This window comes from Parerythrobacter aestuarii, from assembly GCF_030140925.1.
Taxonomy (GTDB): domain Bacteria; phylum Pseudomonadota; class Alphaproteobacteria; order Sphingomonadales; family Sphingomonadaceae; genus Parerythrobacter; species Parerythrobacter aestuarii.
In genome coordinates this window covers 2253857-2265988 of the sequence record NZ_JARBWD010000001.1, presented here as the reverse complement: position 1 = coordinate 2265988, position 12132 = coordinate 2253857, and the positions used below count along the sequence as shown (strand labels likewise).

General features: G+C 63.3%; 9 protein-coding genes and 1 riboswitch. Of the genes, 1 reads left to right on the top strand and 8 read right to left on the bottom strand.

Annotated elements, in window-relative coordinates; genetic code table 11:
- Window positions 1-6 precede the first annotated feature (6 nt).
- From QPW08_RS11010 to QPW08_RS10975, 8 genes are all read right to left on the bottom strand, one after another.
- The gene (locus QPW08_RS11010; protein ID WP_284125857.1) at window positions 7-2844 is read right to left on the bottom strand and encodes a 2-oxoglutarate dehydrogenase E1 component; all 2838 of its coding nucleotides are present in this window, start codon (window positions 2842-2844) and stop codon (window positions 7-9) included.
- A 54-nt stretch (window positions 2845-2898) separates the two neighbouring features.
- Window positions 2899-3183 carry a GIY-YIG nuclease family protein gene (locus tag QPW08_RS11005; RefSeq protein WP_284125856.1) on the bottom strand — a complete coding sequence of 95 codons (285 nt, stop codon included), beginning with the start codon at window positions 3181-3183 and terminating at the stop codon, window positions 2899-2901.
- A gap of 52 nt (window positions 3184-3235) precedes the next feature.
- On the bottom strand, window positions 3236-4126 hold the full coding sequence (gene sucD / locus QPW08_RS11000; RefSeq protein ID WP_284125855.1) for a succinate--CoA ligase subunit alpha: 891 nt from the start codon (window positions 4124-4126) through the stop codon (window positions 3236-3238).
- Window positions 4127-4149: 23 nt separating this feature from the next.
- Entirely contained in the window at window positions 4150-4725 is a 576-nt protein-coding gene (locus QPW08_RS10995) for a hypothetical protein (RefSeq protein WP_284125854.1), read from the bottom strand.
- A 41-nt stretch (window positions 4726-4766) separates the two neighbouring features.
- Entirely contained in the window at window positions 4767-5729 is a 963-nt protein-coding gene (gene mdh, locus QPW08_RS10990) for a malate dehydrogenase (protein WP_284125853.1), read from the bottom strand.
- A gap of 283 nt (window positions 5730-6012) precedes the next feature.
- Window positions 6013-7938 (bottom strand): putative bifunctional diguanylate cyclase/phosphodiesterase, encoded by a 1926-nt coding sequence (locus QPW08_RS10985; RefSeq protein WP_284125852.1) that lies wholly within the window; start codon window positions 7936-7938, stop codon window positions 6013-6015.
- Between the two features lie 158 nt (window positions 7939-8096).
- On the bottom strand, window positions 8097-8408 hold the full coding sequence (locus QPW08_RS10980; RefSeq protein WP_284125851.1) for a hypothetical protein: 312 nt from the start codon (window positions 8406-8408) through the stop codon (window positions 8097-8099).
- A 118-nt stretch (window positions 8409-8526) separates the two neighbouring features.
- On the bottom strand, window positions 8527-9660 hold the full coding sequence (locus tag QPW08_RS10975) for a cell wall hydrolase (RefSeq protein WP_284125850.1): 1134 nt from the start codon (window positions 9658-9660) through the stop codon (window positions 8527-8529).
- Window positions 9661-9855: 195 nt separating this feature from the next.
- Window positions 9856-10053, top strand: a riboswitch (cobalamin riboswitch).
- A gap of 94 nt (window positions 10054-10147) precedes the next feature.
- On the opposite strand from QPW08_RS10975, the gene QPW08_RS10970 reads away from it, so the two are divergent.
- Window positions 10148-12121: a TonB-dependent receptor plug domain-containing protein gene (locus QPW08_RS10970; protein ID WP_407674557.1), complete on the top strand. Its 1974-nt coding sequence runs from the start codon at window positions 10148-10150 to the stop codon at window positions 12119-12121.
- Window positions 12122-12132 lie beyond the last annotated feature (11 nt).

Sequence of the window (12132 nt, the reverse complement as noted above, 5' to 3'; positions counted from 1 at the left end):
GATGGATCAGGCCTTCTTCTTTGTGGACTTGGTGGTGGATGCAGCGGTGTCGATACCCAGTGCGTCGGCGACCAGCGCTTCCTGCTGTTCCTGGTGACGCTTGGCAAAACCGGTGGCGGGCGATGCCGCGACATCGCGCCCTGCGTAGCGAGGGCGCATGCCATCATGCCCGGCTACGGTCAGCGCGCGTTCGATCTTTTCTTCAACGAAGAACCAACTGCCGTTGTTCTTGGGCTCTTCCTGGCACCAGATGACGCTTTCGAGGTTGGTCATCCGCTTGAGCCTGACGGCCAGCGGTTCGCCGGGGAAGGGATAGAGCTGCTCGATGCGAACGACAGAGACGTCTTCCAGCCCTTCATCGTCGCGCTTCTGCATCAGGTCGTATGCGACCTTGCCGCTGCACAGTACGAGGCGTTTGACCTTCTTGTCGTCGATTTCCGTGAGATCGGACTTGATCCGCATGAAGTGATGTTCGCCCATGAACTCTTCCGCGCTGCTCTTGGCGAGCGGATGGCGCAGCAGGCTCTTGGGGGTCATGATCACCAGCGGCTTGCGGAACGGGCGCAGCATTTGTCGGCGCAACACATGGAAATAGTTCGCCGGGGTGGTGATGTTGCAGACCTGGATATTGTCGTTCGCGCATAGCTGCAGGAAGCGTTCGAGCCGGGCCGAGCTGTGCTCCGGGCCCTGGCCTTCGTAGCCATGCGGCAGCAGCAGCACGAGGCCATTGGCGCGCAGCCACTTGGCTTCGCCGGCGGCGATGAACTGGTCGATCATGATCTGCGCGCCATTGGCAAAGTCGCCGAACTGCGCTTCCCAAAGCACTAGCGTTTTCGGATCGGCCAGCGCGAAGCCGTATTCGAAGCCGAGCACGCCGTACTCCGACAGGGGGCTGTCATAGACCTCGAACTTGCCATGCGGGAGCTGGCACAGCGGGATGTATTTTTCCTCGCTGTTCTGGTCGACCCACACTGCATGACGCTGGCTGAAGGTACCGCGTCCGGAATCCTGGCCTGACAACCGTACTCCGAAGCCTTCGGTCACGAGGCTGCCATAGGCGAGCGCTTCGGCGGTGGCCCAGTCGAAGCCGTCGCCGTTGTCGAACATCTCGCGCTTGGCATCGAGCACGCGCAGCAGCGTCTTGTGCGGAGTGAGGTTGTCCGGAACCGTGGTCAGTGTTTTGCCGAGGCTGTCGAACAGCTTCTTCTCGATCGCGGTTTCGACATTGCGGCGCGCGGTTTCCGGATCGGCCGGCTTGTTGAGGCCCGCCCAGCGGCCGCCGAACCAGTCGGCTTCATTGGGCTTGTAGCTCTTGGAGGCTTCGAACTCCTCGTCGAGCTGGGCGATGAATTCGTCGCGAAGGGCAGGGGCAGTGCCCTGCTCGATCACGCCCTGGCGGATCAGCTCTTCGGAATAGATCTCGCTCACCCGCGGGTGGTTCTTGATCGCGGCGTACATCAGCGGCTGGGTGAAGCTCGGCTCGTCGCCTTCGTTGTGGCCGAAGCGGCGATAGCACCACATGTCGATCACGATGTCGCGCTTGAACTTCTGGCGGTATTCGACCGCCAGCTTGCAGGCGAAGGTCACCGCTTCGGGATCGTCGCCGTTCACATGCAGGATCGGTGCCTGCACGCCCTTGGCGACGTCGCTGGGATAGGGTGACGATCTGGCAAATTTGGGGCTGGTAGTAAAACCAATCTGGTTATTGATTACGAAGTGGATGCAGCCGCCGGTGTTGTAGCCGTTGACGCCCGAGAAGCCGAGGCACTCCCACACGATGCCCTGGCCGGCGAAAGCGGCATCGCCGTGCAGCAGCACAGGGAGCACTTGCTCATGCGCGGCGAGGTCCTCGCGGATTGCCTGCTGCGCGCGGACCTTGCCGAGCACGACCGGGTTGACCGCTTCGAGGTGGCTGGGGTTGGGGACCAGCGACATATGCACCTTGATCCCGTCGAACTCGCGGTCGGTGCTGGTGCCGAGGTGATACTTCACGTCGCCTGAGCCGCCGACATCGTCGGGGTTGGCGCTGCCGCCGGAGAATTCGTGGAAGATGACCTTGTAGGGCTTGGCCATCACATTCGCGAGCACGTTGAGCCGCCCGCGGTGGGCCATGCCATAGACGATCTCGCGCACGCCCTGCACGCCGCCCCACTTGATGACCGCTTCCAGCGCCGGGATCATCGCTTCGCCGCCATCGAGGCCGAAGCGCTTGGTGCCGACGTATTTCTTGGCGAGGTACTTCTCGTATTCCTCGCCGCGGATCACCGCCTGCAGGATCGCCCGCTTGCCTTCCGGCGTAAAGTGGATGGTATCTTCGGGGCTCTCGAACTTGTCCTGCAGGAACCGGCGTTCCTCGGTGTCCGAGATATGCATGTACTCGAGGCCGACATGGCCGCAATAGGTGTGGCGCAGGGCCTGGTAGAGCTCGCCGACGGTGACCCATTCGAAACCGAACACACCGCCGACATAGACTTCCTTGTCTTCCTGGCCTTCGAAGCCGTGCCACCTGAGGCTCAGGTCCTCCGGCTCGTCACGGTGCGACAGGCCGAGCGGGTCGAGCTTGGCGGCTAGGTGCCCGCGTACGCGGTAGAGGCGCACCAGCAGCATCGCGCTGATCGAATCCTGTGCAGCCCGCTCGATCGCCTTGGGATCGGTCGCCTTCCCGGCTTTCTGTGCCGCCGCTTCCACGGCCAGCTTCATCTGCGTCGGGTCGAGCGCCGCCGTCAGGTCGGCATCACTATCGACAACTTCGGCCAGCCAGCGAGGATTGCCCCAGCTGGGGCCTTGCTGCGGGCCTTCCTGGTCGCCCATCTCGGGCAGGAAATCATGGCTCTCGTTACCCATAGTATTCTCCGTGAGCCCCCGCGAAGGCGGGGGCCTCAGGCCGCTGGCGCTCGGCTACAAGTCGTTCGCCAGATCGCGCCATGTCGGGTTTCGCTCGACGATCCGATTGACTCTCCATGCGCGATTCCATTTCTTCATTTGCTTTTCGAACGCGCGTGCGTCGTGGATGTTCTCGAATTCCTCAAACCAGACGAGCGTGTGGCAATTGTAAGTCTTCGTGAAACTCGAAACGGCCCCAGATCGATGCTGCTCGATCCGGCCGGGAAGATCATCTGTGACGCCGATGTAGAGGACCCCCATTGGCTTGTTAGTGAGGATGTAGACATAGCCTGGTTTCATCCCTTTCGCCGGCGGCCTGAGGTCCCCGCCTTCGCGGGGACGCACATCGGACCTACGCCATTTCCTTCAGCATCGCGTCGAGCGTGGTGCCGAGTTCGCTGGGCGAGGGGCTGACACGAATGCCGGCGGCTTCCATCGCCTTGATCTTGTCGTCTGCGCCGCCCTGGCCGCCCGAGACGATCGCGCCGGCGTGTCCCATGCGGCGGCCCGGAGGTGCCGTGCGGCCGGCGATGAAGCCGACCATCGGCTTCTTGCGACCCTTGGCAGCTTCCTGCTTGATGAACTCGGCGGCTTCTTCCTCGGCGCTGCCGCCGATTTCGCCGATCATGATGATGCTCTTGGTTTCCTCGTCGTCGAGGAACATGTCGAGCACGTCGATGAAGTTGGTGCCGTTGACGGGGTCGCCGCCGATGCCGACCGCAGTGGTCTGGCCCAGGCCGACCATGGTGGTCTGATGCACGGCTTCATAGGTCAGCGTGCCCGAGCGCGAGACGACGCCGACGCTGCCCTTCTTGAAGATCGAGCCCGGCATGATGCCGATCTTGCATTCATTGGGGGTCAACACGCCGGGGCAGTTCGGGCCGATCAGGCGCGATTTGCTGCTCTTGAGCGCAGCCTTGGCGCGGACCATGTCGAGCACCGGGATGCCTTCGGTGATGCAGACGATCAGCTCCATCTCGGCATCGATCGCTTCGCAGATCGCGTCAGCCGCGAAGGGCGGCGGGACATAGATGCAGGTCGCGGTCGCGCCGGTCGCTTCCTTGGCCTCGCGCACGGTATCAAACTGCGGCAGGCCAATATGCTCGCTGCCGCCCTTGCCGGGAGTCACACCGGCGACCATCTGCGTCCCGTAATCGAGCGCCTGCTGGGTGTGGAAGGTACCGGTGTTGCCGGTCATACCCTGGGTGATGACCTTGGTGTCTTTGTTTACGAGGATGGACATTCAATACTCCCGGAGAAACTGCTTCAACCTATGGCCGAAAAATTGTCAGTGTAGGTTAGCCCAAAAGTTATACCTGTGCTCGATGGCTGGTCTTCGCCGCGATACGAAAGCTCGGTTTCCTCGCTGCCATCGTTCAATCCCGGCTTCCAGGCCAAACGGACCGGGTATTTCGCCCGCTCCTTGCGCTCGGCCTCGGGATCATGGACGGCCCCGGGGGCAGTCATGAAAGTCAGCCCGCTTCGCCCCTCGCGACCCGCCCATTCACGGAACAGCGATTCCCAGTCGGCTTGCGGAGCCTGAAGGTCTCTCACCGAGCACGAGGTGAAGACCACATCCTCTCCCGACTTGAGGTGGACCACGACCATGAGCAGAGACCGTTCGGACTTCAGCGTTTCAAACGCAATCGTCTCCGGCTCGAAAAGAGGGTGACCTTCGAAGCTCTTTTCCCCCTCCTCCTTGAAGGCCTTAGCGATCCTCGCATTCTCTCCAGCGGGGCTGGTCCATCCTGGCGGTGCCTCGCGGCCAGCAAGGCCGACGGCCGCGCAGCTTTGCCGCGCATGATCGAGGACATCATGTGCAGGGTAAGCGGAGGCCGCCATACCTGCTCCACTCATAGCAAAGAGGACTGCGCCGAAAAGCATCACGCCAGCGAGCTATCCAGCCCCTTGCACGCCTCGAGCAGTTCCTCGACCGCGTCGGTCGAGACCTTGAGGTTGGCGGCTTCTTCGTCCGACAGTTCGATTTCGACCACGTCCTCGATGCCGTCCGCGCCGATCACGGCCGGGACGCCGACATAGAGGCCGTCGAGGCCGTATTTGCCGTCGACATAGGCGGCGCAGGGCAGGATGCGCTTCTGGTCGCCGAGATAGGCTTCTGCCATCGCGATGGCGCTGGTGGCGGGGGCGTAATAGGCCGAGCCGGTCTTGAGCAGACCGACGATCTCGCCGCCGCCCGAGCGGGTGCGCTGGACGATGTCGTCGATGCGCGCGGGGTCGATGCCCTTGATCTTGGCCAGGTCGTTGACCGGGATGCCCGAAATGGTGGTGTAGCTGGTGACGGGGACCATGGTGTCGCCGTGGCCGCCGAGGACGAAGGCGTTGACGTCCTTCACCGAGCAGCCGAACTCCCATGCCAGGAAGGTCGCGAAGCGCGCGCTGTCGAGCACGCCGGCCATACCGACGACCTTGTTGTGCGGCAGGCCGCTGAATTCGCGCAGTGCCCAGACCATCGCGTCCAATGGGTTGGTGATGCAGATCACGAACGCGTCGGGGCAGTTGTTCTTGATGCCTTCGCCGACCGCCTTCATCACCGAGAGGTTGATACCGAGCAGGTCATCGCGGCTCATGCCCGGCTTGCGCGGGACACCGGCGGTGACGATCACGACGTCAGCGCCAGCGATATCGGCGTAATCGTTGGAGCCGGTGATCTTGGCGTCGAAGCCTTCGATCGGGCCGCACTGCGAAAGATCGAGCGCCTTCCCCTGCGGCATGCCCTCGGCGATGTCGAACAGGACGATGTCGCCCATTTCCTTCTTCGCGGCGAGGTGGGCGAGGGTGCCGCCGATCATGCCGGCGCCGATGAGGGCAATCTTTTTGCGAGCCATAGGGGAAATCAGTCCTTCCAACGCGCGGGACCGCTGCTCATATACCCGATTGGCGCGCGCTCGCGTCCCGCGAGGAAGCCGCACCCGGAATCACAACAGCGGCCTAGGCGTGCAGCAAGGGGAATGCAACCGGCAAAAGCGGTTGCGATACAACTATTTCTGCAAATAGTTCGCAATTGCAATAAGGTTTCCGGCAAATGCGAGAGGGGGCGTCGAATTCGCGCCTTCGGAGTCTCTTACGTTACGGATTGCATCCGGTTCCCGCAGGCCCCGAAACCGCGCGTCAGCCGACCTTGCGCAGCGCCTCGTCGCTTTCGCGTTCCTGCGCCAGCAGCATGGCGGCCAGGTAATCGGGTACGGCACGGCTGAAGTAATAGCCCTGGCCCAGCGTACAGCCTGCCTCGCGCACGGCCTTGACCTGCTCGATTTCTTCCAGTCCTTCAGCGACAATCGACATGTCGAGCTGTGCGCCCATTTCGGCCACTGCGCGGATGATGGCTTCGGTCTTCTTGCCGACGTCGGGGCCGGAGACGAAGCTGCGGTCGATCTTGACCTTGGAGAAGGGATATTTCTGGATGTAAGCGAGCGAGGAATAGCCGGTCCCGAAATCGTCCAGTGCAAAGCGGACGCCCTTGGCCGAGAGTTCGCTGATGAACAGTTCGGTGGCTTCGCTGTCGTCGACGAACAGGCTTTCCGTCACTTCCAGTTCGAGCCGCTCGGGTGCCAGCTTGGCTTCTCGCAGCGCGTTGAAGATACCGAGCGAAGCGCCCGGCGCCTTGATCTGGAGCGGGGAGAGGTTGACCGCCAGGGTCACTTCCTCTGGCCATTTTGCCGCCGCCTTGGCAGCCTGCACTGTGATCCAGTTGCCAAGTGTCACGATCAGCCCGCTGTCTTCCGCGACAGGGATGAACTCGTCGGGGCGCAGCTCGCCTTTTTCCGGGTGGAACCAGCGCACCAGCGCTTCGAAGGTCTTGATCCGGCCGGTTTCGAGATCGACGATCGGCTGGAAGAAGATCGACAGCTCGTCCTTCTGGATGGCGGCGCGCAGCTCGGCCTCGATTTCGCGCTTGCGGGCGAGGTTGCGGCTCATCGAGCTGTCGTAGAACTGGGTCTGCTTCCGGCCGTTGACCTTGGCGTGGTAGAGCGCAAGGTCAGCATTCTGCATCAGCGTGTCGGCATCGGTCCCGTCATCCGGGAGCAGCGCGACACCGATGGAGGCACCGACTTCGAGCCGGTCGCCGTCCAAGCGGATCGGGCGCATCAGGTCGGCATGGACTTCGCTCGCAAGCCGTTCGGCGTGGCGACGGTCGTCGATCTTGGCGACGACGGTAAACTCATCCCCGCCGAAGCGCGCCACGATGGCGTCTTCGGGCATGATGTCGCGCAGGCGGACGGCCATTTCGTTGAGCACCCGGTCGCCAATCTGGTGGCCGAGCAGGTCGTTCACTTCCTTGAACCGGTCGAGGTCGAGCCAGAACATGGCCAGCATGGTATCCTGTGGCACGTCCATCATGGCCTCGACCAGCAGGTGGTTGAGCCCGGCTCTGTTGGTCAACCCGGTCACCACATCGGTGTGCGCGAGCGTTTCCATCTTCTTGGCCATGCGCTCGCTGTTTTCAGCGGCAGCAATGGATTCGCGCAGCACCTGGTGCACATTGTGCGTGATCGAAGCCATGGCCGGAGCCACCAGCACCATCGTCACGGCCAGGACCACCAGCGGCAGCGAGCCAATGACCAGGCAGGCAATCAGGATCGGCAGGAAAGTCAGCACCAGCTGGCCATTGGCAATGATCGGCGAGCCGGCGTTGCGGGCACTAACCCCGATGCCATAGCACAGCGCGTTGGCGACGATCAGGATCTCGACTGCAGAACCGGGATGGTAAAGCAGTGTCAGCGCGCCGATCGCGCCATAAAGGAAGGCATAGCTAAATGCGCCAGCTTCGTAGAACAGTTCGAGCTTGCGGGTGGTATTGGCGGTGTTGTCGGGGGAGAGCATGCTCGCCGTTATCACGCGAGCGATCCCGACCAGGCTGAACAGCACGACAAAGCCGGTAAACAGCAGGTCGTCGATAATATAGGCGGCGATAGAGCCGGACACGACCCCGTTGAGTGCGCCGATCGCAAGGCTGGTCGGCTGTGTGTAGAGCGTACGCACCAGCGTCCGGCGCACGCGATCGTTGATGGCGTCGCGTCCGGTCTTCCGATCCATGCGCTTGCGCAGCGCGTGCAAAAGGGTTTTGCCCGACATATCGTACCCGCCTAGAGGCAAAGGGTCACGATTAGGTTAACGCCATGCTTACCATGGTGACAGCCGAGCGGATGCGCTGCGATCGGCCAGTGTGATCGCGCGCAGCATGGAAGGCTGGCTCAGCAGCGTTTGCGGCGATCCAGCTCTTCAGCCATACGTCGGTCCAGTGTCCGACAAATGCCGAGCCACCAATCGTAAGACTGTCGATCACCGGCAAAGAAAGCCTGTTCGGCTTGCTTGCGTGCTTCCCGCGCCGCGCCCAGCCCATGGGCAGCGAAATGGCGCAAGGCTGCGTGCAGCAACTGGTCATTGCCCTGACCGGCAACCGGATCACCATTGTCGTTCGCAGCGCGCGCGATCGTGCGGCGCGCAAAAGCGCGAGCAAGCGGCGAACGGGTGGTGGATCGCGCGGCGGCGAAGTGCAGGGTCATAAGGGGGCGTCCTTGATGGGGCGTCTTCTGGGGTGAGGGCGGTATAGGCTCAACCGCTGAAGGCTTTGCTCATTCACAAGGTTTCGCGGGCGTTAAGATTTGTGCGCCGCTCGGATGGTCAGGGTTGTTCTTTCCACTGTCCGGCATTGGCAAATTCTTCGCGCACGCTGCCCGATTGCGGCAGCTTTTCGGCCCGGAACTGGGCATCACCGCCGGCAGCCTCGACAGCCGGCGTATAGCGCGGTGCGGTTGCCGCACGGGCCTCGGCTTCGGCTTTCCGCCTGGCCTCTTCATAGGCACGGGCGAGGGCAACCGGATCCAGCGGGTCGGCCGTCGGCGTGTCCTTGGCCAGGCTGGAGCGCGGGTTGGGCCGGGGGAGCGGCTCGCCGCCGATGTAGACGGTGCCGAATGCGCCCGGCTTCCCGGCGGCACCGCGCCAGCGATAGAACCGGTGCGCGCCGATGGTCCCGAGATAGTCTAGGCTGGGTGCCCAGTACGGGCTGACCCATGTCGTGTGATAATGCGTGGCGAGGCCGACCGGGGCGTAAACTTCGCCCGCCAGCGCTTCGCGGGCAACGCGTTGTGCGCGTGCCCATCCACTGGCTGAAGGCTTGCGGTTCAAGGAGCCGTCGCAGGTGAAGCTGAACTGGCAACCGGTCTGCCGTTCCGAGCCCTGGTAAACCACGCCGCAAACGCTGCGCGGGTAGGTGGGGTGGGCCACTCGGTTGAGCACTACCTGTGCCACGGCCTTCTGTCCGCCGATGCTTTCCGATGCCGCTTCATAGTACACCGCCGTCGCGAGGCATTGCAGCGCGCGGGCCTTGTCGAGCCCGCTTCCGCCTGAACGGAACGCGCGGGCGGCGGGGCCGGCGTCGTGGGTTTCGACCGCGCGCGACGGGTCGCCGTTCAGCACTTCGAGCGGATTGAAGTACTGACCGCCCGTGCCGTGGGTCGCGGTGTCGAATTCGACCGCCAGCTGCGGGGCGTCTTCGAGGTAGTAGAAGGCCGAACCCGGAAAGCTGCCGCCAGCCTGCTCGAACGGCATCGGTTCGACCGCAGGAGCCAGCGCCGCTTCGTCCGGTGCCAGACCGAAGGCGGTCCATTCCGATGGCGCTGCCACGGCAGGCACGGTCACGGCCGCCGCCAGGGTGATTAACGCCTTGCCGCGCTTGCTGCCCATCCATGCCCGCATGCCGCTGCGCTTGCGCTGGAACGCAAAGCGGGGTGCATCACTGGCGGCTAGTGGGGTCAAGCGGGGCAGTCCTTCGCATGCAATCGGGGGCAGCATTTCCCCTATCCTGTAGCGGGAGGAGCAGCGACGCCTGAATTGGCTGCGTCCTATCGCGGCACAGCCTGCAATGGCGAGTTAAACCGGGTGGATAATCAGTGGTTAACAGCGCGGTAGGGAACGGCGGAAAACCTTGCCTTCACCGCCTTTGAGCCGTATCCCGCGCGGCACGTCACGGGTTGCCTGCGAGAGCGGGCCTAAGAGGGAAGGAGGTGCGATACCTCCGCTGCCCCCGCAACTGTGACCGGGGAGCGATCCCGCCACAGGCCACTGGTCCGAGGGATTTCCTGGGCCGGGAAGGCGGCGGATGAGCGATGATCCGGGAGCCAGGAGACCTGCCTGCGACCGTCGTTCGAGCTGCCGGGCGGGGTGTACCGATGGCAAGGCGAATGGGCTCTCGCACTCCCGCGAAGCTCCGTCATGAGCGGCATCTGCTTGTGATGGAGGAAATGTGCGTAAATATCTGTTCTTGTTGAGTTGTGTGGCGGCGTCTTCGCCTGTTGTGGCGCAAAGCTATGACCCTCGGGCGCCACGGGAAACGGTTCCATACCGTATCTGCAATGGCGACGAAGAGGCAGATTGCAGGACCGAATTCGGGTCGCGTCCCATTCGCCCCTCGACAATTACCATAACGGTCACAGGCACACCGATCGAGACCGAGGATACCGGCCAACCCGTGACGATCATTCCCCGCGACGAGATCGAGCGGGTGCAGGGTGAGGACATCGCTCGCATCCTCCAGCGCGCGCCGGGGGTAACGATCAGCCGCAATGGCGGGGTCGGCAGCTTCACCGGGGTGCGCGTGCGGGGAGGCGAAGCCGAACAGCTGCTGGTGCTGGTTGACGGCGTGCGCGTAGGCGATCCCGCGTCGCCTGCGGGCGGGTTCGACTTCGGCAATATCCTGCCCGGCACGATCGCCCAGATCGATCTGCTGCGCGGTTCCAACTCCACCGTATGGGGCAGCGATGCCGTGGCCGGCGTGCTGGCGGTCAAGACCCGCTCCGACAGCGGTATCAACGGCAGCGCCGAATACGGCGCGCGGGATACGCTGAGCGCCAATCTTTCGGGCAGCATCGAGAGCGACGATGCCTTCCTCAGCGTGGCGGGTGGATACTACACTTCGGATGGTTTCTCGGCTGCCGCCAGCGGTACCGAGTCCGATGGCTTCGAGCAGTTCGCCGTCACCGCGCGCGGGCGCTGGTTCCTGTCGGGCACGACCGAGCTGTTCGCCAGCGGCCGCTATGCCGAGGGGATGCTGGAGATCGACGGCTTCCCGTTCCCGAGTTTCACCCTGTCGGACACGCTCGAATACCAGGAGACTACGCAATATTCGGGCGCGGTTGGCCTGTTGCATGACAACGGGCCGCTCTATCTCCAGGCGACCTACAGCTTTGCCGACACTGAACGCGCGAATTTCGACCCAAACTTTGACACGGCGCCGGGCTTCACCAGCGATGGCCATTCCGATCGCTTCGAGGTCAAGGGCGAGTACCGCGTCATTGGTCCGCTGCTGCTCAACTTCGGTGCCGATGCCGAGTGGACCAGTCTCGAGACCAATTTCACGCCGCGGCAGGATACATCGATCTACGGTGGCTACCTGCAGGCGGGGATCGAGTTCGGCGGGCTGTCGGGCCATGTCGGCTTGCGCCATGACGAGCATGATCGTTACGGCGGGGCAACCAGCTTCGGCGCAGATGTGAGCTATGCCATTGCTGGCGACCTGCGGCTCAAGGCCAGCGTCGGCGAAGGTTTCAAGGCCCCGACGCTGTTCCAGCTTTACAGCGATTTCGGCAACGAGCTGCTGGTGCCGGAAAAGAGTACCAGCTTCGACCTCGGTCTGGCGTACAAGGATCGTGGCGCGCCTTTCTATGCCGGGGTGACGTTCTTCCGCCGTGACAGCGAGGACCTGATCCAGTTCGTCAGCTGTTTTGGCATGGTTGGCGGGATCTGCACCAATCGCCCCTTCGGCACCTATGACAATGTCGCGCAGGCAAGGGCGCAGGGGGTCGAGGTCGAGGGCGGGGCGACGCTGGGCGATGCGCTGCAGGTCCGCGCGACCTACAGTTACGTCGACAGCGAGGATCGCACCACCGGCAACCGGCTTGCGCGCCGACCGCGTCATGCGGTGAACCTTTCGGTAGACTGGGACAGCGCGGCTGGCAGTGGCGAGCTGCTGCGCCCGCGCTTCGGGGCCGATGTGCGGATGGTGTCGGATTCGTTCGACGATGCGTTCAATAGCGTGCGGCTTGATAGCTATGTCGTGGTTGACCTGCGTGCGGAGATGCCGGTTGCCGATCTCGGCAGCGACCAGCCGCTGGTGCTGTTCGCGCGTGTCGAGAACCTGTTTGACGCACAATACCAGACTGCTGCGGGTTATGCGCAGGCAGGCCGGGGCGTTTTCGGCGGGGTGAGGTTCGGCTTTTGAGGGCTGAGGCG

Coding starts and splice junctions, on each gene's coding strand:
- QPW08_RS11010 (WP_284125857.1), bottom strand. CDS start 2,844: ATGGGTAACGAGAGCCATGATTTCCTGCCCGAGATGGGCGACCAGGAA.
- QPW08_RS10980 (WP_284125851.1), bottom strand. CDS start 8,408: ATGACCCTGCACTTCGCCGCCGCGCGATCCACCACCCGTTCGCCGCTT.
- QPW08_RS10985 (WP_284125852.1), bottom strand. CDS start 7,938: ATGGATCGGAAGACCGGACGCGACGCCATCAACGATCGCGTGCGCCGG.
- sucD (WP_284125855.1), bottom strand. CDS start 4,126: ATGTCCATCCTCGTAAACAAAGACACCAAGGTCATCACCCAGGGTATG.
- QPW08_RS10995 (WP_284125854.1), bottom strand. CDS start 4,725: ATGGCGGCCTCCGCTTACCCTGCACATGATGTCCTCGATCATGCGCGG.
- mdh (WP_284125853.1), bottom strand. CDS start 5,729: ATGGCTCGCAAAAAGATTGCCCTCATCGGCGCCGGCATGATCGGCGGC.
- QPW08_RS11005 (WP_284125856.1), bottom strand. CDS start 3,183: ATGAAACCAGGCTATGTCTACATCCTCACTAACAAGCCAATGGGGGTC.